The 22,818-nt window shown below is 63.4% G+C and carries 20 protein-coding genes; 5 read left to right on the top strand and 15 right to left on the bottom strand.

Annotation, left to right across the window (positions count from 1 at the left end; translation table 11 throughout):
• Positions 1-79: 79 nt before the first annotated feature.
• From AZ34_RS07950 to AZ34_RS07940, 3 genes are read right to left on the bottom strand one after another with little or no spacing between them, the layout of a single operon-like run.
• Positions 80-880, bottom strand: a complete 801-nt coding sequence (locus AZ34_RS07950; RefSeq protein WP_035606814.1) for an FAD binding domain-containing protein — start codon at positions 878-880, stop codon at positions 80-82.
• An 11-nt stretch (positions 881-891) separates the two neighbouring features.
• The gene (locus AZ34_RS07945) at positions 892-3,261 is read right to left on the bottom strand and encodes a xanthine dehydrogenase family protein molybdopterin-binding subunit (RefSeq protein ID WP_035606811.1); all 2,370 of its coding nucleotides are present in this window, start codon (positions 3,259-3,261) and stop codon (positions 892-894) included.
• A gap of 30 nt (positions 3,262-3,291) precedes the next feature.
• Entirely contained in the window at positions 3,292-3,759 is a 468-nt protein-coding gene (locus AZ34_RS07940) for a (2Fe-2S)-binding protein (RefSeq protein ID WP_035606808.1), read from the bottom strand.
• A gap of 97 nt (positions 3,760-3,856) precedes the next feature.
• On the opposite strand from AZ34_RS07940, the gene AZ34_RS07935 reads away from it, so the two are divergent.
• The gene (locus tag AZ34_RS07935; protein ID WP_231495488.1) at positions 3,857-4,573 is read left to right on the top strand and encodes an aspartate/glutamate racemase family protein; all 717 of its coding nucleotides are present in this window, start codon (positions 3,857-3,859) and stop codon (positions 4,571-4,573) included.
• A 58-nt stretch (positions 4,574-4,631) separates the two neighbouring features.
• Here the strand turns inward: AZ34_RS07935 and AZ34_RS07930 are convergent, their stop codons facing one another.
• Positions 4,632-5,636, bottom strand: a complete 1,005-nt coding sequence (locus tag AZ34_RS07930; RefSeq protein WP_051509616.1) for a LysR family transcriptional regulator — start codon at positions 5,634-5,636, stop codon at positions 4,632-4,634.
• A 179-nt stretch (positions 5,637-5,815) separates the two neighbouring features.
• Here AZ34_RS07930 and AZ34_RS07925 point away from each other — a divergent pair, with 179 nt between their 5' ends.
• The 3 genes from AZ34_RS07925 (at position 5,816) to AZ34_RS07910 (ending at position 8,675) form a co-directional block, all read left to right on the top strand.
• Positions 5,816-6,421 (top strand): FMN-dependent NADH-azoreductase, encoded by a 606-nt coding sequence (locus tag AZ34_RS07925; protein WP_035606802.1) that lies wholly within the window; start codon positions 5,816-5,818, stop codon positions 6,419-6,421.
• 128 nt (positions 6,422-6,549) lie between these two features.
• Positions 6,550-7,491 carry an agmatinase gene (gene speB / locus AZ34_RS07920; RefSeq protein ID WP_035606798.1) on the top strand — a complete coding sequence of 314 codons (942 nt, stop codon included), beginning with the start codon at positions 6,550-6,552 and terminating at the stop codon, positions 7,489-7,491.
• Between the two features lie 506 nt (positions 7,492-7,997).
• Positions 7,998-8,675, top strand: coding sequence for a hypothetical protein (locus tag AZ34_RS07910; protein ID WP_155831744.1), 678 nt, complete (start codon positions 7,998-8,000; stop codon positions 8,673-8,675).
• 78 nt (positions 8,676-8,753) lie between these two features.
• On the opposite strand, the gene glmM is transcribed toward AZ34_RS07910, so the two are convergent.
• The 4 genes from glmM to AZ34_RS07890 form a co-directional block, all read right to left on the bottom strand.
• The gene (gene glmM, locus AZ34_RS07905; RefSeq protein ID WP_035606791.1) at positions 8,754-10,115 is read right to left on the bottom strand and encodes a phosphoglucosamine mutase; all 1,362 of its coding nucleotides are present in this window, start codon (positions 10,113-10,115) and stop codon (positions 8,754-8,756) included.
• Positions 10,112-10,960, bottom strand: coding sequence for a dihydropteroate synthase (gene folP, locus AZ34_RS07900; protein WP_035606789.1), 849 nt, complete (start codon positions 10,958-10,960; stop codon positions 10,112-10,114). Before folP ends, glmM begins: the two co-directional genes overlap by 4 nt.
• Positions 10,961-11,128: 168 nt before the next feature.
• Positions 11,129-13,051, bottom strand: a complete 1,923-nt coding sequence (gene ftsH / locus AZ34_RS07895) for an ATP-dependent zinc metalloprotease FtsH (RefSeq protein WP_035606786.1) — start codon at positions 13,049-13,051, stop codon at positions 11,129-11,131.
• A gap of 179 nt (positions 13,052-13,230) precedes the next feature.
• Complete coding sequence (locus tag AZ34_RS07890) at positions 13,231-13,890, bottom strand: RlmE family RNA methyltransferase (RefSeq protein WP_035606784.1); 660 nt, start codon at positions 13,888-13,890, stop codon at positions 13,231-13,233.
• Between the two features lie 20 nt (positions 13,891-13,910).
• On the opposite strand from AZ34_RS07890, the gene AZ34_RS07885 reads away from it, so the two are divergent.
• Entirely contained in the window at positions 13,911-14,387 is a 477-nt protein-coding gene (locus AZ34_RS07885; protein ID WP_035606781.1) for a YhbY family RNA-binding protein, read from the top strand.
• 57 nt (positions 14,388-14,444) lie between these two features.
• Here AZ34_RS07885 and AZ34_RS07880 read toward each other — a convergent pair whose 3' ends face one another.
• From AZ34_RS07880 to carA, 7 genes are all read right to left on the bottom strand, one after another.
• On the bottom strand, positions 14,445-14,888 hold the full coding sequence (locus tag AZ34_RS07880) for a DUF4149 domain-containing protein (protein ID WP_035606778.1): 444 nt from the start codon (positions 14,886-14,888) through the stop codon (positions 14,445-14,447).
• 32 nt (positions 14,889-14,920) lie between these two features.
• Positions 14,921-15,397 carry a transcription elongation factor GreA gene (greA, locus tag AZ34_RS07875; RefSeq protein WP_035611182.1) on the bottom strand — a complete coding sequence of 159 codons (477 nt, stop codon included), beginning with the start codon at positions 15,395-15,397 and terminating at the stop codon, positions 14,921-14,923.
• Between the two features lie 132 nt (positions 15,398-15,529).
• Complete coding sequence (locus AZ34_RS07870) at positions 15,530-16,258, bottom strand: alpha/beta hydrolase (RefSeq protein ID WP_035606775.1); 729 nt, start codon at positions 16,256-16,258, stop codon at positions 15,530-15,532.
• A 152-nt stretch (positions 16,259-16,410) separates the two neighbouring features.
• On the bottom strand, positions 16,411-17,382 hold the full coding sequence (locus tag AZ34_RS07865) for a helix-turn-helix domain-containing protein (RefSeq protein ID WP_035606772.1): 972 nt from the start codon (positions 17,380-17,382) through the stop codon (positions 16,411-16,413).
• A gap of 139 nt (positions 17,383-17,521) precedes the next feature.
• Positions 17,522-20,788, bottom strand: coding sequence for a carbamoyl-phosphate synthase large subunit (gene carB, locus AZ34_RS07860; protein WP_035606769.1), 3,267 nt, complete (start codon positions 20,786-20,788; stop codon positions 17,522-17,524).
• 14 nt (positions 20,789-20,802) lie between these two features.
• Positions 20,803-21,480, bottom strand: a complete 678-nt coding sequence (gene leuE, locus AZ34_RS07855) for a leucine efflux protein LeuE (RefSeq protein WP_035606766.1) — start codon at positions 21,478-21,480, stop codon at positions 20,803-20,805.
• The gene (carA, locus tag AZ34_RS07850) at positions 21,477-22,652 is read right to left on the bottom strand and encodes a glutamine-hydrolyzing carbamoyl-phosphate synthase small subunit (RefSeq protein WP_035606763.1); all 1,176 of its coding nucleotides are present in this window, start codon (positions 22,650-22,652) and stop codon (positions 21,477-21,479) included. The genes leuE and carA overlap by 4 nt, the downstream gene beginning before the upstream one ends.
• Positions 22,653-22,818 lie beyond the last annotated feature (166 nt).

The raw sequence follows: 22,818 nt of genomic DNA, 5'->3' as shown, positions 1-22,818 counted from the left end.
GCGCCGGTCGGGAAGGTTATGCCGATTCGGGTCCCTGGGCATCAGGTCGGATGCAAAAGCAGGAAATTGCACGCGATCTTTAACCCGTCTGCCCCAAGGCCTTGGCCACCGCACGCTGCGCCAACACGCCGATCAGATGGGCACGGTAAGCCGCCGAGCCGTGCAGGTCACCGTTCAGTTCGCCCGCATCGATCGGGACCTGGGAAGCAGCTCCGGGCGTGAAGCTCTTGCCCAGGGCCGCCTCCAGCCCCGCATGACGGAACACGCCGTTGCCGCCCCCGGTGACCGCCACGCGCACACCAGCGTCGGTCTGCGCTACGAATACACCGATCAGGGCAAAGCGTGAGGCCGGTTGCTTGAACTTCATGTAAGCCGCGCACTTCGGAACCGGGAAGTGGATGCCCGTGAGGATCTCCCCCTCGTCCAGCGCCGTCGCGAACATGCCCTGGAAGAAGACGTCGGCCGCGATCTTGCGTTTCGTGGTCTGCACGGTCGCGCCCAGCCCCAAGACGGCCGCAGGGTAATCGGCGGACGGGTCGTTGTTGGCCACCGAACCGCCCAACGTGCCCAGGGCACGGACCTGCTTGTCCCCGATGTGCGCGGCCAGATCGGCCAGCGCGGGAATCGCCGCACGGACCTCGGTGCTGTCGGCGACCTCGACATGGCGTGTCATCGCGCCGATCAGCAAGGTCTGGCCGTCCTTGCGGATGCCGGCCAGTTCGCGCACCGCGCCGAGATCGGCCAGCTTGCCAGGATCGGACAGGCGCATCTTCATCGACGGCAGCAAGGTTTGGCCGCCGGCCAGCAGCTTGGCGCCCGAGGCGGCGAGCCGGCCCGCATCGGCCAACGTGGCGGGACGTTCGAAGGTGAATGCGTACATGAGGGACCTCCTTACTTTGCGGACTGGATGGCGTCCCACACGCGCGCGGGCGAGGCGGGCATGTCGAATTCCTTCACGCCCAGCGGGCGCAGAGCGTCCAGCACGGCATTGATAACGGCGGGCGGCGAGCCGATGGCGCCCGCCTCGCCACAGCCCTTGGTGCCCAGCGGGTTGTGCGTGCAGGGCGTGCAGATGGTGTCGAGCTGGAAGTTCGGAAAATCATCGGCGCGCGGCATGGCGTAGTCCATGAAGCTGCCAGTCAGCAACTGCCCGGTCTGCCGGTCGTAGACGCAGTTTTCCAGCAGCGCCTGCCCGATGCCCTGCACCAGTCCGCCGTGGACCTGTCCCTCGACGATCATCGGGTTGATGATGGTGCCGAAGTCGTCCACCGCCGTGAAGCGGTCCACCCGCACCGCACCCGTCGCCGGGTCCACCTCGACCTCGCAGATGTAGGTGCCGGCCGGGAAGGTGAAATTGGTCGGGTCGTAGAAGGCGGTTTCGTTGAGGCCAGGCTCCAGCTTGTCCAGCGGGTAGTTGTGCGGCACGTAGGCGGTCAATGCGACCTGGCCAAAGGGGATTTTCTTGTCCGTGCCCTTGACCTTGAACTCGCCGCCGCTGAACTCGACGTCGGCGTCGCTGGCCTCCATCAGGTGGGCGGCGATCTTCTTGGCCTTGGTCTCGATCTTGTCCAACGCCTTCATGATGGCCGCGCCGCCCACGCTGATGGAGCGTGAGCCATAGGTGCCCATGCCAAAGGGCACCCGACCCGTGTCACCATGCACCACGTCCACGTTCTCGACCGGAATGCCCAGGCGCGCGGCGACCACCTGGGCGAAGGTGGTTTCATGGCCCTGGCCGTGGCTGTGCGAGCCGGTGAACACCGTCACGCTGCCAGTCGGATGCACACGGATTTCACCGCACTCGAACAGGCCGGCGCGCGCGCCCAGGGCGCCTGCGATGTTGGAGGGTGCGATGCCGCAGGCCTCGATGTAGGAGGAGTAGCCGATGCCACGCTTCAAGCCCTTGGCCTCGCTGGCCTTGGCGCGCGCCGCGTAACCGGCCACGTCGGCCAGCTTCTGAGCCTTGTCCATGGCGGCGTGGTAGTCGCCGGTGTCGTATTGCAGGGCCACCGGCGTCTGGTAGGGGAACTGGGTGATGAAGTTGCGGCGGCGGATTTCGTCCTGGCCCAGCCCCAATTCCCAGCCGCAGCGGCTCACCAGCCGCTCCAGCAGGTAGGTGGCTTCGGGGCGGCCGGCGCCGCGGTAAGCGTCGACCGGGGCGGTGTTGGTGAACCAGGCATCCACTTCCACGTAGATCTGAGGCGTCGTGTACTGCCCGGCCAGTAGGGTCGCGTAGAGGATGGTCGGCACCGCGGTCGAGAAGGTTGAGAGATAGGCGCCGAGGTTGGCGTCGGTGTGCACGCGCAGCGCGAGGAACTTCCCGTCCTTGTCCATGGCCATCTCGGCGTGGCTGAGATGGTCACGCCCGTGTGCGTCGGACAGGAAAGCCTCACCGCGCTCGGCCGTCCACTTGATGCTGCGATTGAGTTGCCGGGCCGCCCAGGTCAGGGCCACGTCCTCCGCGTAGAGAAATATCTTGGAGCCGAAGCCGCCCCCCACATCGGGCGCGATCACGCGAACCTTGTGCTCGGGCAGGCCCAGCACGAAGGCCGTCATCAGCAGCCGTTCGACGTGGGGGTTCTGGTTAGCGACGTAGAGTGTGTATTCATCGGTCGCGCGGTTGTAGCTGCCAATGGCCGCGCGTGGTTCCATCGCGTTGGGAATGAGGCGGTTGTTCACCAGGTCCAGCCGAGTGACATGGGCGGCCTTCGCGAAGGCCGCGTCCACCGCCGCTTTGTCGCCGATGGCCCACTTGTAGCAATGATTGTCTAACGCGATGTCGTGCAGCGCGGGCCCCCGCTTCGCGTCGCCAACGGCCACCACGGCGTCGAGCACCTCGTAGTCGACCTCCACGGCCTCGGCGGCATCGCGCGCATGCTGCAGCGTCTCGGCCACCACCATGGCCACGTGGTCGCCCACGTAACGCACCTTGCCTTGCGCCAGCACGGGATGCGGCGGCTCTTTCATCGGCGTGCCGTCGGTGCTGGTGATCAGCCAGCCACAGGGCAGGCCATTCATCTTGCCCTCGATGTCCTTGCCGGTGTACACCTTCAGGACACCGGGCATCGCCTCGGCTTTGCGGACATTGATGGATTTGACGATCGCATGCGCGTGTGGCGATCGCACGAACACCGCCTGCGCCTGGTGCGCGAGGTTCACGTCGTCGGTGTATTGGCCCGCGCCGGTCAGGAAGCGGTAATCCTCCTTGCGGCGGACGGCCTCGCCGATGTGCGGCAGCTTGGCAAAGTCGGTGGCACCCATGGTGTGGTCTCCTCGGGGTTCAGTCTGGACTCATGCCGCCATCGCGGCCCGGCCTTGTTGCACGGCCTTGACGATGTTCTGGTAGCCGGTGCATCGGCAAAGATTGCCTTCGAGCAGCTCGCGAATCTCGGCTTCGCCCGCTTTCGGGTGATGCCGACAGAGGTCCACCGCGCTCATGACCATGCCCGGCGTGCAGAAGCCGCATTGCAAGCCGTGGCACTCCTTGAAGGCGGCCTGCATCGGGTGCAGCGTGCCATCGGATTGAGCCAGGCCCTCGATGGTGGTGATCTCCGAGCCTTCATGCTGCGCAGCCAGGGTGTTGCAGGACTTGATGGCTCGGCCGTTGGCGATCACGGTACAGGCGCCGCACTGGGCCGTGTCGCAGCCGACATGGGTGCCGGTCAGACGCAGTTGCTCGCGCAAGGCATGCACAAGCAGGGTGTTGGGAGGAACGTCAACGTTCGCGAGCATGCCGTTGACCTTGAACTTCACTTGCATGGTCTGTCTCCTTCCACGTTCGTCATGGAGCGAGTCCATGTTCAGTTCATCGGTGCCCTCGTGGTTCTAGGCGAAACCCTAGGATAGGATGCGAGCCATGCGCGAGCTGCTACTGATCAACCCCAATACGACGACCGCGATCACGGAAACCCTGACCGCCCTGGTGCGCGCGAACAGTCCCGCGAATGTGAACGTGCACGCTGTCACGGCGGCCTTTGGCGCGCCCTACATCGCCGATGAAGTCGGTTATGCCGTGGCAGGACATGCCGCGCTGCAGGCTTGGCGGCAGGCCAGCGCGGAACGCGCGACGCCTCTCGACGGCGTGATCGTCGGCTGCTTCGGCGACCCGGGGCTCTTTGCCTTGCGCGAGGCCGCGAATTGCCCGGTCACGGGCCTCGCGGAAGCGGCCCTGCTGGAAGCGGTACAGCTCATGGATGCGTCGAGTCAATCCGCAGGGCAAGGACGGTGCGCCATCGTGACGGGTGGCGCGGCCTGGGGCCCGATGCTTCGCAAGCTGCTGCCCGCGTTGGCCGGTGGCGGGCGTGTGGCAGCCATCGAGACGGTGGCGCTGAGCGGCGCCCAGTTGCGCGCCGATCCTGCAGCGGCACATGCTTTGTTGTTGGAAGCCTGTCTTAAGGTGCGCGTGGACCACGGCGTGGAGGCCATCATCCTAGGCGGCGCAGGCCTCGGCGGACTGGCGGCCGTGCTGCAGAAACGGATCGACGTGCCGCTGATCGACAGTGTGCTGGCTGCCGCGCGCCAGGTCTGGTTCGCACCGCCCTCCGGCGGCCAGGGTTGCCCGCCCTGGCTGTGAGCCAGTGACTGGGCCCTGGGCCGGCCCGAGCCTCGCGCCGCAGCGATCGATGCCAGCGTCAGCCAGGAGCCGGACCAGTCGTTGCCAGCCCGTTCCCTCGAAGTGACCAGGTGTCCTGCAGGGAGGGTACGCAGACCTCGGCGCCGATCACGATTTCGTGCCCGCGCAGATGGGCGCCCAGAAAATCCAGAAAGCTGCGGACCGCGGGATTCAAGCCGCGCCGTGACGGAAAGACGGCGTGGACGATGCCGGCCTGCGGTGCCCATCCGGGCAGCACTTCCACCAGACGACCATCGGCCAGGGCTGCGTGGCACAGATAGTCCGGCAGCGCCGTCATGCCGATGCCCCGTTGCACGGCGTGCTGCAAGGTCACCAAGTCGTCCGCGACGTAGCGCGGTTGATGGACCAGCAGGTGCTCCGCTCTCTTGCCATGGATCTCGGGGCCGAGCAAGCGCAGCGTGGTGCGGCCCTCGACGGCGGACATGGCCACGGTGTCCAGGCGCGCCAAGTCCTGTACCGTTTTTGGAGTGCCCTGCCGGGCCAGCAGCTCGGGCGCAGCCACCAGCAGCGAGCGGCTTTCGCCCAGATTCTTGACCACCAGGCTACCGCTGTCGTCCAGCGAGACACGCACGCGCAAGGCCACATCCACGCCCTCCTCCACCAGGTCCACCACGCGGTTGCTCACGCGCATCTCCACGCGCACCTGGGGGTACTGAGACATGAAATGAGGCACCAGATGGCCCACCGTGGTCTGAGCGAGGGTAATGGGACAGGCCACGCGAATGACACCGCGCGGTTCCACCTGCACGGCGGTCAAGGCGTCCTGCGCCGCCTGGGCCTCGTCCCGGACGGCGGCACAGTGGCGCAGGTAAAGCTCACCGGCCTGGGTCAGCGAAAGCTTGCGGGTGGTGCGCTGCAACAGGCGCACGCCCAGGTTCAGCTCGAGCTCGGCGATGCGGCGCGAGAGCCTGGACTTGGGAATGCCGAGCGTCCGGCCGGCGGCCGCGAAACCGCCGCGCTCGACCACTTCGGCAAAGTACAACATGTCGTTCAGATCCTGCATGGACGGCCTCTTTGGGTCGGAGCGACCCGCTATTTCTTGATTCCCACCTCTTTACTGTCCCAAATTCAGAACAATCAATCGCAATTTTGCATTCTTATCAATTATTCATCACACCAGCAGAATATAGGGCGTCAATTCCCTCCTTCCACTCCGTTGCCTCTTTTTGCAAGGAACCCGCCATGAAACTGCTGCATGTTGATTCCGCCATCACTGGCGCCAATTCCGTATCCCGCCAACTGACCCAGGCCATCGTCGCTGAATGGAAGGCCGCCAACCCCGGCGCCACAGTGGACTACCTGGATCTGGCCGTCAATGCCCCCGGCCATCTGGACGGCCAGGTGCTGAGCGGTGGCTTCAAGGACGAGGTCTCCGAACGCCTGGTCAGCCAGTTCCTGGCCGCGAACGTGATCGTCGTCGGCGCGCCGCTGTACAACTTCTCCATCCCCGGTCAACTCAAGGCCTGGATCGACCGCCTGGCGCAAGCCGGCCGGACCTTCCGTTACACCGAAAAAGGCCCGGAAGGCCTGGCCCAAGGCAAGACGGTCATCGTGGCCTCCAGCCGCGGCGGTTTCTATTCCAACAGCGAAATGGGCCGCGCCCTGGAACACCAAGAGAGCTACCTGCAAGCCGTGTTCGGCTTCTTCGGCATCACCGATGTGCGCTTCGTGCGCGCCGAAGGCGTGAACATGGGCCCCGAGGCCAAGGCCAAGGCCATCTCCGATGCGCAAGCCAGTATCAAGCCCACGCTGGCAGCCAACCAGGCTCAAGCCAAGCAAACCGCCTGATCCATCGTCCTCTCCGGGGACGGTTCCCGCAAGGCCACCGCGAGGTGGCCTTGCTGCTTGCAGCGGCGCGGGCGGTTCGAGGACAGTCCAGCCGCAAACTCAGGAAAGCGCGCTGCGACAATCCACGCATGACCTTCGCTTTTCTCGCCCACACGGCTTTCCTCAAGGCCGCCCCCATCAGCGCCGCCACGCCGTATGCGGTGGCCGGCATCGCCTGGGATGGCGCGGTGACCAACCGTCCTGGTGCACGCTTCGGCCCACGCGCCATCCGCGAAGCCAGCCACATGCTGTGCGACGCGATCCACCCCCACTTCGATGTCACGCCGCTGGGCAAAGTTGGAGAAGCGGGAGATCTGCCCTTGCCCAACACCAGCCTGTCGGCCATGCGCGCCGCGATGGTGCCGCTGGTCGACCCGCTGCTGCGTGCCCACCACATGTGCTGGCTGGGTGGAGACCATTCCATCACGCTGCCCCTGTTGCGCGCTTACCGCGAGTGGCTAGGTCGACCGCTGGGGGTAATCCATTTCGACGCGCATTGCGACACCTGGCAGGACCATTTCGGGGAACCCAGCGGCCATGGGACCTGGGTATATGAGGCGATCCAGGAAGGACTGGTCATCCCGGAATGCTTCACACAGATCGGCATCCGATCCTCGGGCGCACGAGCCGCGCGTGACTACGTGCGCGAACAAGGCGGGCAGATTTTCACGGGTCGGGATCTGCGCGGGCTGGAAAGCCCGCGCCAGTTGGCCCCCTTGCTGGCCGCGATCCGGGAGCGTCTGGCCCAGCATGACCATCCACCGATGTACCTGACGCTGGACATCGACTGTCTGGACCCGGCCTACGCACCTGGCACTGGCACCCCGGAACCTGGCGGCATGAGCAGCAACCAGGTGCTGAGCATCCTGGAGGAACTGGCTGATCTCCCCTTCGTCGGCATGGATTGCGTGGAAGTCGCTCCGCCCTACGACCACGCGGAGCTGAGCAGCCAGGCCGCCGCCGCTTTTGTCTGGACCTACCTGTGCGGACGCATCGCCCACGAGGGCGGTGCAAAAATACAACTCCGCTAAGCCGCCCTTTCGCTTCTCGCGTGCCCCCTACGCAAGCGGGGTCCATCCAGGTCTCTGGTTTTACGGACCGCTTACGCTACGCACGAAGGAACTGCATGGTCTATCTCGGTAGGGGGTATGCCTCCCCAATCGTACCCAGCCCCTGAAAGACATAGCCCTCCCAGGTATGCATTTCTCCGCGTGCGTACTGCACAAAGTCAGGGTGTTTTTTTCCAGCCTCTGAATCCAAAAAAGTACCCTGAATCAGCCGCCGGAAAAACCCTCCATTAATGCAAAAAACAATACGGCAATCCTGATGAATTCGGATGACCGGGGTTTTTCTTGCCCGTTGTTGCGGAAAAGTTGACGCACCGCTACTCTATCGATAACAGATATGCCAATCTGTTTTATAAACTGAATACTCAAAAAACTGGCCCACAGTTTTCGCAGGTCGTTCGTTGGTGTCCGCCGCGTGTCTGTCATCAGGCACGCGACTTCATTGCACGCAGGGAAAGGAGCAACACACCATGGACAGAAGCGAAAAAAACGTGGAAGAGAAACTGGAACCAGGCAAGGTCTATCGCCGAGAGGATCTGGTTTGTGATCTGGTTTTCACGGACCACCGAATTCGACAACTCGTTGCACAAGGTGCGCTGGAAAAAATCACCCAAGGCCTCTACCACTACCGAGGCGCCTCACCCAGAAACTACTCCCCCTTGACCAGCAAGTCGCTGCTGGAGGGTTTTCTGGGCATCCACGATTTTCTGCTGCTGCCCTGGCAGGAATACCTTACGCTGGGTTTGAACCTGACGCCCAAGTTCGATATGCACCTGGTCTACAACCGCAAGCGCCATGGCATATTCCGCCTGGGCGAGGTGACCTACGACATCCGTCGCCGCTCGCGCTACCCTGGGCAAATCACGGCGGAGTTCCTGTTGATCGATCTGCTGAACAACACGGACTTCTTCACCGAAGAAACCAGCACGATTCAGCGGGACGTCCGCGCCTTGATCCACAAGTTCGACGCTGGCGCATTGCTGAAGATGGCGCAGGACTACGGCAAGGTGTCCACCTACAAGTACATCAGCTCCTGGCTGACGGAAATGCAGACCATGATGTCCGTGCGCTCCTTCAAGAGCGATGAATTGAGCGCCGCGTTCTTCGGAAATTTCCACAACAGCGCGGAACAGCCCACCCCCGACTGACCCCGTTCCGGCCGCCCATGCCCGGCGCGCCCTGGACGCTGGGCATGGCGCCGGACAGCCTGGCGTCAATCAGGTCCATCAAACCTGAAAGGCCGCCGCGATGCGTTCGGCACAGGACAGGGCCTGCGTCGCGTCACGCGCCTCGACCATCACGCGCAGGAGCGGCTCGGTGCCACTGGCGCGGATGAGCACGCGACCTGTCTCGCCCAATTCCAGCTCGGCGGCCCGTTGCGCGGCCAGCAAGCCCGCATGGGTTTTCCAGGCCGTCTTCCAGTCGGGCATGCGGCGGGGATCCATGCGGACATTGATCAGCGTCTGCGGGAACAGGCGCACCTCCGACAACAACTCCGACAGTTGCTTGCCGCGCGCGCAGGCTTGCAACACCTGCAAGGCGCTCACCAGTCCGTCCCCGGTGGTCTGCTTATCGAGCGCCAGTAGATGCCCCGAGCCCTCGCCACCCAGCAGCCACCCGCGCGCGAGCAGTTCCTCCAGCACATACCGGTCCCCCACCTTGGCGCGCACGAACTGCAGACCACGCTGCTTGAGCGCGACTTCCACGGCCATGTTCGTCATCAGCGTGCCCACCACACCGGGCACCTGTTCCCCTCGGCTCAGGCGTTCATTCACCATCAGGTAAAGCAACTCGTCGCCGTTGTAGAGACGGCCTTGCGCGTCCACCATCAGCAGGCGGTCCGCGTCCCCATCGAGGGCGACGCCGTAGTGGGCACCCTGCTCCTGGACGGCAGCCACCAACGCTTCCGGATGGGTCGCACCCACGCCCTGGTTGATGTTGAGACCATCCGGGTTGCCGCCGATGGTGCTGACCTCCGCGCCCAATTCATGGAATACCTTGGGCGCCACCTGGTAGGCCGCTCCGTGCGCCGAGTCCACAACGATCTTGACGCCCTTGAGCGTCAGATCGCCCGCGAAGGTGCTTTTGCAGAACTCAATGTAGCGCCCCGCCGCGTCCTCCAGGCGCCGCGCGCGCCCCAGGCGAGAGGAATCCACCCACTGCGGCGGTTCTTCCAGGGCCGCCTCGACTTCGGCCTCCCATTCATCGGGCAGTTTGGAGCCCGCAGCGCTGAAGAACTTGATACCGTTGTCCGGATAGGGGTTGTGGCTGGCGCTGATGACCACGCCCAGGCTCGCACGCTGCGCGCGGGTCAGGTAAGCCACTCCCGGGGTGGGCAAGGGCCCGAGCAGGAGCACGTCCACGCCTGCGGAGTTGAAACCCGACTCCAGCGCGCTTTCCAGCATGTAGCCGGAGATGCGCGTGTCCTTGCCAATCAGCACCAAAGGACGCGTGGCGGCTTCAGGTTCATGGCGTTTGAGCACGCGCCCCACGGCGTGGGCCAGGCGCAGGACAAAATCCGGCGTGATGGGAGCTTGGCCCACGGTGCCACGTATGCCATCGGTTCCAAAATATTTTCTGTTGCTCATGGTTGTCCTTTGATTTCCTGGGCGCGCATGGCCGCCCACACCTGCAAGGCCTGCTTGGTTTCTCGCACGTCGTGGACGCGCACGATGGCTGCGCCGCGCTCCACGGCCAACAAGGCCGCGGCAACGCTGGGAACCAAGCGTTCGGCCGCCGCAGCCACGCCAGTCACCGTACCCAACGACGACTTGCGCGACCAACCCGCAAGCCACGGGTAGCCGAGCGCGGACAACTCGGCCTGGCGGGCGAGCAATGCGAAGTTCTGCCCCACGGTTTTACCGAAGCCGATACCAGCATCCAGCACAATGCGCTCGGGCGCGACTCCCCGCGTGCGCAGTCGGCGGGCGGTTTCCGCCAGGAACGCTCGCACCTGGGGCACCACGTCGCCTTCCATGGGCGCGGTCTGCATGGTCTGAGGGTCACGGTGCATGTGCATGAGGCAAAGCCCACAGGAGGGGTGACGCACCACCAGTTCCTCGGCGCCCTCTTGGCGCAAGGCCCAGATGTCGTTGAGGATGTCCACCCCCAGGTCCAGCGCCACCCGCATCACCTCGGGCTTGTAGCTGTCGACCGAAATCGGAACCCCCAGCGTGAGCGCGCCGCGCAGCACGGGCAGCACGCGCGCCAACTCTTCTTCCAGGTGTACGGATGGACTGCCAGGACGGGTCGATTCACCACCGATGTCGAGAACATCGGCACCGTCCTTCAGCAGACGTTCACAGTGCCGCAGTGCCGACTGAGCATCCGCATGACATCCGCCATCCGAAAAGGAGTCGGGCGTGACGTTGACGATACCCATGATCCGTGGCGCCGACAGATCAATGCGATACCGGGTGGTTTGCCAGAACATGAAGATCAAAAATACAAACGGGGCGGAAACCTGGGTTCCCTGCCCCGTCGACGATTATCGCCTCAGCTGTCAGCCTTGCACCATGGTCCAACCGTGGTCCACCCAAGGCGGCACACCACTTGAACTTGCGATCGCTGGCACCTCACTGAACTCCATGCACGGCCTCGCTCATGCGACCGTGGGTGCGTGCTGCGAACCGACGGCAGCACCGCCCGCATCACCACCGTCGGACTGGGCCGCATCCTTGGTCTTGGGCGTCCAGTCCTTGGGCGGGCGGGGCTCCTTGCCAGCCATGATGTCGTCCAGTTGCTCGGTATCGATGGTTTCCCAATCCAGCAAAGCCTTGGCCATGGCGTGCATTTTGTCGGCGTTGTCCTCGATCAGCTTGCGGGCCAGCTTGTACTGTTCGTCGATGATGCGGCGCACCTCGGCGTCGACCTTCTGCATGGTCTGCTCGCTGATGTTCGTGGTCTTGGTGACCGAGCGGCCCAGGAAGACCTCGCCCTCGTTCTCAGCATAGACCATGGGGCCCAGCGCATCGCTCATACCGTACTTCATGACCATATCGCGTGCCAGGTTGGTGGCGCGTTCGAAGTCATTTGAAGCGCCAGTGGTCATCTGGTTCATGAACACTTCTTCAGCGATGCGGCCGCCGAACAGCATGCTGATCTGGTTCAGCATGTACTCACGGTCGTAGCTGTAGCGATCCTTCTCGGGCAGGCTCATGGTCACGCCCAGCGCACGACCACGCGGGATGATGGTCACCTTGTGCACCGGGTCACACTTCGGCAGCAGCTTGCCGATCAGGGCGTGACCGCTTTCATGGTAGGCCGTATTCCTGCGCTCTTCCTCGGGCATGACCATGCTCTTGCGCTCGGGGCCCATGAGGATCTTGTCCTTGGCCTTCTCAAAGTCCTGCATTTCCACGTTGCGCGCGTTGCGGCGCGCCGCCATCAGCGCGGCCTCGTTGCAGAGGTTGGCGAGATCGGCACCGCTCATGCCGGGCGTACCGCGGGCGATGATGGCAGGCGCCACATCCTGGCTGATCGGAATCTTACGCATGTGGACGTTCAGGATCTGCTCGCGGCCGCGAATGTCGGGCAAGGTCACATAGACCTGGCGATCAAAACGGCCTGGCCGCAGCAGAGCGGAATCCAGGATGTCGGGCCGGTTGGTCGCGGCCACGACAATGACACCAAGATTGGTCTCGAAACCATCCATTTCGACCAGCATCTGGTTCAAGGTCTGTTCGCGCTCGTCATTGCCACCACCCAGGCCGGCGCCACGCTGACGCCCCACGGCGTCGATTTCGTCGATGAAGATGATGCAGGGCGCATTCTTCTTGGCGTTCTCGAACATGTCGCGCACCCGGGCCGCGCCCACGCCCACGAACATCTCCACGAAGTCCGAGCCCGATATGCTGAAGAACGGAACCTTGGCTTCGCCGGCGATGCCCTTGGCCAGCAGCGTCTTGCCCGTGCCCGGGGGGCCAACCAGCAACAGGCCACGCGGAATACGCCCACCCAGCTTCTGGAACTTTTGAGGGTCCTTGAGGAAGTCCACCACCTCGGTCACTTCCTCCTTGGCTTCGTCGCAACCCGCCACATCGGCGAAAGTCACCTGGTTGTTGCTCTCGTCCAGCATGCGCGCCTTGCTCTTGCCGAAGCTGAAGGCGCCGCCCTTGCCGCCGCCCTGCATCTGGCGCATGAAGTAGATCCACACGCCGATCAGCAGCAGCATCGGGCCCCAGCTCACGAGCAGGGTCATCAGCAGCGAGCCTTCCTCGCGCGGTTTGACGTCGAACTTCACATCGTTATTGATGAGGTCGCCAATCAGGCCACGGTCGAGGTAGGTGGCCGTGGTACGCACCTTGCGATCGTCCGTCGTGGTGGCGAGGATCTCCGTGCCACTCGGGCCTTCTTGGATGATGGCACTCTTGATGCGGTTGGCCCGAACTTCCTCGAGAAAATCGGAGTAACCCATGGAGGCCGTGGCCCCCGAGCCACGAGAGTCAAACTGCTTGAACACGGTGAAAAGCACCAGTGCCACCACCAGCCAGACGGCGAGTTTGGAAAACCATTGATTGTTCAAGTGTGACTCCTGAAAGGGATATCCTGCGGGGAACTAGTTTGGATTCATTTTAGGGCTTTCAAGCCACCGCCCGATAGCCAATCACCGAGACGGCCATTGACTGCGCAGGGGCTTCATCGCCCCCGCTTAGGCACGGGATTCCCGGGCCATGACCGGTTTTGGTGATGCATACCGACTATTCAGCCCGATTTCAGGCCCGTACCGATCAGAAATGTCTCGGATGACCGGTCACGGGAGGCCTTGGGCTTCAGCGGCTTCACGGTCTTAAAGTTGTTTTTGAACAAAAGCAGCAGTTCGTTGTAGCCACTACCGTGGAACACCTTGGCCACCAGACTGCCCGTGGGTTTGAGGTGCGCGCGACAAAAATCGATGGCCAGCGTCACCAATTCCTCCACCCGCGCTGTATCCACCGAGGCCACGCCGGACAGATTGGGCGCCATGTCGGAGACGACCAAGTCCACGGGGCGCCCCTGAAGCAGCGCCTCCAGCTGCGCCACCACCTCGGCCTCTCTGAAATCTCCCTGGATGTACTGCACGCCTTCGATCGGCTCCATGGGCAACAGGTCCAGGCCGATCACGCTGCCATTCAGTTCCCCCACCGCCGCACCTTGAGGCGCCAGACGACGCCGCAGGTACTGACTCCATGCACCCGGCGCGCAACCCAGATCGACGATGACCTGCCCAGGTTTCACCAGGCGCAGGGTTTCATCGATTTCCTTGAGTTTGTAGGCCGCGCGCGCGCGATAGCCCTCTTTCTGAGCAAGCTTGACGTAAGGGTCATTCACATGGTCGTTGAGCCATGCCTTGTTGACCTTTTTGCTCTTGGTCTGTACTTTCATATCCAAGGGATAATAGCCTCATGCCAGCCATTCAACTTTCTGTCGCCCAACGCAAGGAACACCGCGCCGAGGCCCATCACTTGGATCCCGTGGTCATGATCGGTGGCGACGGCCTCACGCCTGCCATCAAGAAGGAAACCGACGCCGCGCTCAAGGCCCACGGTCTGATCAAGGTCCGGGTCTTTTCCGACGACCGTGCTGAACGCGAAAGCATGCTGGCCACCCTGGCCGACGAATTGAACGCGGCGCCGATCCAGCACATCGGCAAACTGCTGGTGCTCTGGCGCCCCATCCCCGAGAAGGAGCGAACCATAGACGAGGACCGTCGACCGGGTCCGCGCGATGTGAAGGTGCTCAAGTTCAGCAAGAAGGGCGGACAACGCCCTGAGGTGAAGGTGCTGCGCGTGCTGGGCAACCAGCGCCTGACCCCGGGCGGCAAGATCAAACGGGCCAAGAAACCGCGCCCGGCCAGTGTGAAGAAACGCAGCCAGACCTGAGCCGCACTCACACTGCATGCAGCTGCGCGGGACAGCGCCCAGGCCCAACCCACCCACTTAGCCCGAATGGATCGAGAGGGGTCGGCTCATGCGCCAAAACGTCCACCCCGCGCACAGCCACTGCAGAACATAAAAACCGGTGCCCAGACGGTGCCACAGTGCCAGGTTCTCGCGTGCGACGATGCGGGGCGCGACCACCAGCTCGACCAACAATGCCAGCAGCAGACCCGCAAGAATGGGTAAGCGCGCCGATGCCAACGCAGACTGCGGCGCCGACCTACCCTCATCGCCGCGCGTCCGGGACGCCAGGAGCAAGAAGAGTGTGCAGGACACGGACACCCAGGTCTGTGCCGTGAACAGGCGGGCAGCCATCCGTCCCGCGATGGCGGGCGTATCCAGATGCAGGAACAGCAGGGGCACAACCAGAAAGCCGATGGTGGTCAGGCTGCCCCACCACAAGGCAGCCGCCCAGGCCGGAAGGGAAAACAGAAGGCGTTGCATGACGGTCACAGCTGGTTCGTTGCGTACCAGGTTCAGCGGTAGGACACCGCCACGATTTCGTAGCGCTTCACCCCCCCCGGGGCTTGGACTTCCGCCGTGTCACCCTCCTCCTTGCCGATGAGCGCGCGCGCGATCGGACTGCTGACGTTGATCAGGCCTTGCTTCAGATCAGCCTCGTCCTCGCCTACGATCTGGTAGGTCACGCTGTCGCCGGTGGCCTCGTCTTCCAGTTCCACGGTGGCGCCAAAAACGACCTTGCCCCCAGCATCCAGTCCGGCGGGGTCGATGACCTGGGCCGCCGACAGCTTACCCTCGATCTCTTGGATGCGACCTTCGATGAAGCCTTGCCTGTCCTTGGCGGCTTCGTACTCGGCGTTTTCGCTCAGATCACCCTGGGCACGGGCCTCGGCGATGGCATTGATGACGGCAGGGCGATCGACGGTCTTCAGGCGATGCAATTCGGTCTTGAGCTTTTCCGCGCCGCGCAGGGTGATCGGAATGGTGGCCACGTCGTACTCCGTTTTCATCAAGAAAAAAGCAAACCGCCGGGCGTTGCCGCTCGGCGGTCTCGAACCGGAATTATGCCGTGAATGACAGCGGATACAAGCCCGGGGAAGGCCAGGCCGCGATCAAGGGAGCCCTCAATCTCGCCCCGCTTCCATCATCTTGGTGGCCAGCCGCTCGGGAGCCGTGAAACACAACTCATGGCTGCCTTCGCACTCAACCAGGCGGAACAGCCCCAGCCGTTCCGACAGACGCGGATGCCAGGGCAGGCTGTGCGGCATCGCGATGTCCTGGCGGCCATTGAGGTAACTCTTGCCCATCGGCAGCGCGGCCAAAGGCGTGCGCAGTGCGATCGGCTCCGTGAAGGTGCGATAGGGGTGCGGATTGAGTTGGGCGTAACTGCGCTCGGCCAGCATCGCGTCGGCATCGTTGATGAAGGCCTCGCGCCAAACGGGATAGGGCAGGCGTACCGCGCCCCCGCTTTCGGCCGCGATGCCGTCGAACAAGGTGCGGTAGTGCGGCGGCGTAAGGTCGTTCAAGCATTCGCCATCCAGGGGCACGAAGGCATTCCAGTACACCAGCCGCCGGATGCGTTCTGGCATCAGATCCGCCACCTTGCTGATCACCATGCCGCCGTAACTGTGACCCACCAGGCGGATGTCGCTCAGATTGCGTTGCACCAGGAAGTCCGCCAGTGACTGCGCGGCTTCACTGAGGCCGGTGCGTGCGCGGTCATCACCGGGCCGATTGCCTGCCAATGTGGGACAGTGCACCACATGCCCCTGGGCCCGAATGTGTTGCGCGACGGGTTCCATCAACTCGCCCGTGTGCCAAGCCCCATGAACCAGAACGTAGGTATCCGCCATAACCATCTCCTCGTCAATGATGCAGTCGCGATGTGCAACCGCAGAACCCCAGCTTAGGCAAGCTGGCAGGGCGGCAATGGCTTGAAAGCGCCAGTCGAATTGCTCGTGCGCGCCAGCGCACCCTACCTTGGGCAGAGGATGGGCGAAGGGTGTCAGCCGTGCGTCGTGCGACGCCAGCGCGCGGGCGTCTGACCGAATGCCTGCTGGAACTCTCGCGTGAAATGGGAGGGATCAGGAAAACCGCACAGCCGGCCGATCTCCCCCACCCCCACCCTGGCCCAGCGGGGCTGGGCCAGCCACGCCCGGGCCTGCTCGAGACGCAAGCGGCGCAGCGTGCCGGCAAAGCTGGCATCCGCCGCGGTGAAGCAACGGTGCAAAGTCCGAACCGAGACCCCGAGTTCGACCGCCACACGCTCCGCCGTGAGGCCGATTTCGTCCAGCCGCTGGCGCATCAGGTCCCGGGCGCGCTCCAGCAGAGCCTGACGCCCCGACGCGGGCAGACCGGATGTGACTGCGGGTTCCAATGCCGCCGCCAACAAAGCCCCGAGATGGTCTGACAGCAGCGCCGCCGGATAGCCGCGAGCCAGCAGAGGCTGCTGACCGAGTTGCACGCACAGGGCCGACAACATGCGCCCCCAGTCCTGGTCGCGCGCAGCGACGCGCGCCTGCGTGCTTTCAGGCATCGCAAGCCAGCGCGCCGCCCAAAAGCGGGGGATTTGCACCGACAGACAGCCGACCGCTTCCGGAAAATGCAACTCATAGCTCTGCGCGGAATCGACCAGGGCGGCATCCCCTGGGCGCAGTTGCAGCAACCGCCCACCCTGGCGCAACTGCCAGGGATACCGCCACTGCGTGATCAGGTAATACGGGTGGGCGCCACCGCGCGCGATGGCGGTGGGCGTACGGTAGACGTCCTGAGTGCTGGAGATGACCTGGTTGAACACCACATCGGCCACCGGAAGGCTGGTGAGTTCACCATCGAACCGACGCGCCGCTCTGGAACTGCACCCCATCTCCAGGAAAGCCTCGCAAATCGCCCCGACCCAGTAATCCAGCCGTTGTTCGTCGGCCACCGCATCGGTGGTCCAGCGGCGCACGGAGGAGTCGGGCGGAGCGACTTGCATGCGTCGCACTGTAGAAGAATCAGCCACCCCACCCCACCCGGACTAGCCCTGAGGAGCAGGCAGCGGGGGATGATGGAAGCTTGACCTCGCTCATCCGGGAAGGGCGAAGAGCCACCCCTCCCTGCCCAAGACGCCCGGATCAGGCCAGTTGCGCGTGCAGTTCCTGCACCGAATACACATCGAGGTTGTCGATGTACTTCATACCCTCGACCGCGGCTTCCGCGCCCGCGATGGTCGTGTACGTGGTGACGCGCCCCATCAGGGCCGAGGTACGGATATGGCGTGAATCCGCGATGGCATTTCGCCGTTCCTCCACCGTGTTGATGACCAGGGCGATTTCCTCGTTCTTGATCATGTCCACGATGTTCGGACGGCCCTCGGTCACCTTGTTGATGACTTCGCAAGCCAGGCCAGCCGCCTGGATGGCGGCCGCCGTGCCCTTGGTGGCCACGATCGTGAAGCCTTGTTCGATCAGGCCACGCGCCACATCGACGGCTCGCGGCTTGTCACTGCCCTTGACCGATATGAAGGCCTTGCCCGCGCCGGGCCCGGATTTGGGCAATTTGGTGCCAGCGCCGAGTTGGCTCTTGACGAAGGCTTCGCCGAAGGTCTTGCCCACGCCCATGACTTCGCCGGTGGACTTCATCTCCGGTCCCAGGATCGTGTCCACGCCCGGGAACTTGACGAAGGGGAAAACGGCCTCCTTCACGCTGTAGTATGGCGGGGTGACCTCGGCGCCGATGCCCTGTTGGTCCAGCGTCTGGCCAGCCATGCAGCGCGCGGCCACCTTGGCCAATTGCACACCCGTGGCCTTGCTGACGAAAGGCACGGTGCGGCTGGCGCGGGGATTGACCTCCAGCACGTAGATCACGTCCTTGGTTGTCCCGTTGTCCTCGATCTGCTGGATCGCGAACTGCACGTTCATCAGGCCGACGACCTGGAGGGCGTTGGCCATCGCTGATGTCTGACGCTTGAGCTCGTCGACCGTGGCCTTGGACAGGTAATACGGCGGCAGGGAACAAGCCGAGTCGCCACTGTGCACACCAGCCTGCTCGATGTGCTCCATGACACCCCCAATGTAGGTGCGCCCCGACTTGTCACGCACGCAGTCCACATCACATTCGATGGCGTCATTGAGGAAGCGGTCCAGCAACACCGGCGAGTCGTTGCTGACCTTGACTGCTTCGCGCATGTAGCGCTCCAGGTCGCGCTGTTCGTGGACGATTTCCATGGCACGGCCACCCAGCACGTAACTGGGACGCACCACCAGCGGATAGCCCAGGGCCTGGGCCTTTTCCAGCGCCTCGGCCTCGGTGCGGGCGGTGGCATTGGGCGGCTGCAACAACTTGAGTTCGTGCAACAGCTTCTGGAAGCGCTCGCGGTCCTCGGCGGCGTCGATCATGTCCGGGCTGGTGCCGATGATGGGCACGCCATTGGCCTCCAGGCCGAGCGCGAGCTTGAGCGGCGTCTGACCACCGTACTGCACGATCACGCCCAGCGGCTTTTCCTTGTCCACGATCTCCAGCACGTCTTCCAGCGTCAGCGGCTCGAAGTAGAGGCGATCACTGGTGTCATAGTCGGTCGAGACCGTCTCCGGGTTGCAATTGACCATGATGGTCTCGTAACCATCTTCGCGCATCGCGAGCGCTGCATGCACGCAGCAGTAGTCGAACTCGATGCCCTGGCCGATGCGATTGGGTCCGCCGCCCAGCACCATGATTTTCTTGTTGTTCGTCGGCTCCGCTTCGCACTCGTCCTCGTAGGTCGAGTACATGTAAGCGGTCTTGCTCGCGAACTCGGCGGCGCAAGTGTCAACGCGCTTGTATACCGGACGGACATTCAGCTTGCGGCGCGCCTCGCGCACGGCTTGTTCGTTCGTCTTGAGCAACTTGGCGAGACGGCGGTCGGAGAAACCTTTCTTCTTCAGATCGCGCAAGGTGGTCGCGTCGAGCGCGGCCAAGGCGCTGGCGCCCTTGGCCTCGACCAGCTTGTCGATGTCCAGCTCGATTTTCACGATCTGCTCGATCTGCACCAGGAACCACTTGTCGATCTTGGTGAGGTCATGCACCTCGTCCAGCGTGAAGCCAGCGGCGAAAGCGTCCCCCACGTACCAGATGCGCTCGGGACCAGGTTCACCCAGTTCTTTCTCGAGCAGCTCACGGTCCTTGGTCTTCTCGTTCATGCCATCCACACCGACCTCCAGGCCACGCAGGGCTTTCTGGAAGGATTCCTGGAAGGTGCGGCCCATGGCCATCACCTCACCCACCGACTTCATCTGCGTGGTCAGGCGACTATCGGCCGTGGGAAACTTCTCGAAGGCAAAACGCGGGATCTTGGTGACCACATAGTCGATCGAGGGCTCGAAGGACGCGGGCGTGGCACCGCCCGTGATCTCGTTCTTCAATTCATCCAGCGTGTAGCCCACGGCCAGCTTGGCCGCGACCTTGGCGATCGGAAAGCCCGTGGCTTTCGATGCCAGGGCAGATGAACGCGACACGCGTGGGTTCATCTCGATCACGATCATGCGCCCATCCTTGGGGTTGATCGAGAACTGCACGTTAGAGCCCCCCGTGTCCACGCCGATCTCACGCAACACGGCCAGCGAGGCGTTGCGCATGATCTGGTATTCCTTGTCGGTCAGCGTCTGCGCGGGCGCGACGGTGATGGAATCCCCCGTGTGCACGCCCATCGGGTCCAGGTTCTCGATCGAGCAGACGATGATGCAGTTGTCGGCCTTGTCGCGCACGACTTCCATCTCGTACTCTTTCCAGCCCACCAGTGACTCTTCGATCAGCAACTCGGACGTCGGCGAGGCCTCCAAGCCGCGCTTGCAGATGGTCTCGAATTCTTCCGGGTTGTAGGCGATGCCGCCGCCTGTGCCACCCAGCGTGAAGCTCGGGCGGATGACGACCGGGAACCCCACGGTCTTCTGCACGGCCCAGGCTTCTTCCAGGTTGTGCGCAATGCCCGAGCGCGCCGAGCCGAGGCCGATGCGCGTCATAGCCTCCTTGAACTTCAGGCGGTCCTCGGCCTTGTCGATGGCCTCGGGCGTCGCGCCGATCAGTTCCACCTTGTGTTTGTGCAATACACCATGGCGCCAAAGGTCCAGCGCGCAGTTCAGCGCGGTCTGGCCGCCCATGGTGGGCAGGATGGCGTCCGGCTTTTCCTTGGCGATGATCTTCTCGACCGTCTGCCAAGTGATGGGCTCGATGTAGGTCACGTCGGCCGTGGCCGGGTCAGTCATGATCGTCGCGGGATTGCTGTTGATCAGGATGACCTTGTAGCCTTCCTCGCGCAAGGCCTTGCAGGCCTGGACGCCGGAGTAATCGAACTCACAGGCCTGCCCGATGATGATGGGGCCGGCGCCGATGATGAGGATGCTTTGGATGTCTGTACGTTTGGGCATGGCTTACTCGGAATTCAGTTCAGGCTGGCCGTGGCCAGCTTGGCGCCGAACCACAGGAACAAGGCGCCCACGGCGCCGGAGAGACCGGCGGAAACTCGATGGCGCGCTCGGAAGGCATCGGCCAGGCGCGCGCCCGCGACGATGAGCACTGACAGGTAAACGGCGCTGCACGCCATGACGATGGCACTGAGGATCAGGAACGGGATCGCCGGCGTTTCATAGCCGGGGTCGATGAACTGCACGAAAAACGAGAGCAGGAAGAGGATAGCCTTGGGATTGAGCAGGCTGATGACCAGGGCACGCTGGAAGGGCCGTTGCAGATGGGCTGGTGTCTCGGTGGAACCTTGCGACGGTGCAACTTGGACCAAAACGCCGCGACCGGACTCTCGCCATTTCCGCCAAGCCGTCCAAGCCAGATTCAGTCCCACCCAGACCAGGTAGGCGGCGCCCACGTACTTCACGACCATGAACAACGCTGGATAAGTGCGCAGCAAGCTGGCCGCGCCCATCGCCGTGAACAAGAGCAGGATGCTGTCGCCCAGGAACACGCCGCAGGCCGCCTGATAACCGATGCGCACGCCGCGTGCCGTCGCCACCGACAACACAAACAGCGAATTGGGGCCGGGCAGCAAGATGATGCCGATGGCCCCCAGCACATAGGTCCAGAGATCGGTGACACCGTAGAAACTCATGCGCGGGCTTCCATCAGTTTGACGAAGCGGTCGAAGAGATAGGCAATGTCATGCGGGCCGGGCGAGGCTTCGGGGTGGCCCTGAAAACCGAAAGCAGGTTTGTCCGTGCATTCAAAGCCTTGCAAGGTGCCGTCGAACAGCGAAACATGAGTCTCTCTGCTGCTGGCCGGCAAGGTCTTGGGATCCACGGCGAAACCATGGTTCTGGCTGGTGATGCTCACACGACCCGTGTCCAGGTTCTTCACCGGATGGTTGGCGCCGTGGTGGCCGGTCTTCATCTTGAAGGTCTTGGCGCCCAGAGCCAGCCCCAGGATTTGATGACCGAGGCAGATGCCGAAGGTCGGCAGGCCTTGCGCGAGGAATTCCTTCGTCGCCGCGATGGCGTAGTCACAAGGCTCCGGGTCCCCCGGGCCATTGCTGAGGAACACACCATCGGGCTGGTATTTCAACACCTCGGCCGCAGACGTCTGCGCGGGAACCACGGTGACCTTGACGCCCCGCGACGCGAGCATGCGCAGGATGTTCTTCTTGACACCAAAGTCGTATGCGACGACGTGGAACCTAGGTTGTTCCAGCACGCCATACCCGCCGTCCAACTGCCACTCGGTCTGCTTCCATTCATAGGCCCGAGCCACGCTCACCACCTGCGCAAGATCCTGCCCGGCCATGCTGGGCGCGGCCTTGGCACGTGCGATCGCATCGTCAATGCGCGCCTGCGTGACGGACTCGCCTGACTTCAGTGCGACGATGGCACCGTTCTGAGCCCCCTTGTCGCGCAAGACACGGGTGAGTTTGCGCGTGTCGATGTTGGCGATCGCCACGGTCTTCTCGCGCACGAGGTACTGCGACAGCGTCTCGGTGCTGCGGAAGTTGGACGCCAGCAGGGGCAGGTCCTTGATGATGAGGCCGGCGGCGTGGACTTTTTCGGATTCCACGTCTTCGGCATTGATGCCGTAGTTGCCGATGTGCGGATAGGTCAGCGTGACGATCTGGCGGCAGTAGCTCGGATCAGTGAGGATTTCCTGGTAACCGGTGAGGGCGGTGTTGAACACCACTTCACCGGCAGTGGCACCCGTGGCGCCAATGGAATTGCCGAGAAAGACCGTGCCGTCTGCAAGCGCCAGGATGGCGGGAGGCTGCGGTTGTTGCGCGCCTTGAAGAGACAAAAGCACTGGGGACTCCGTTGGTTACGGGCGCGCCCACGCATTGCCAGGAACTTGGCCTGTCTTTGCTGCTTTTGGTGAGGGAAGGTTCTAAGGAAATGCGCTGCGGGCGCGCTGATTTCTGAACAGCCTCGCATTATAGCGGAGCGGGTTCATGCCTTCGGTCATGAACCCG

Source organism: Hylemonella gracilis str. Niagara R (assembly GCF_000600295.1).
In the GTDB taxonomy this organism is placed as follows: domain Bacteria; phylum Pseudomonadota; class Gammaproteobacteria; order Burkholderiales; family Burkholderiaceae_C; genus Hylemonella; species Hylemonella gracilis_A.
The sequence above is the reverse complement of the archived record's forward strand: the minus strand, read 5'-3'. Positions and strand labels throughout refer to the sequence as shown.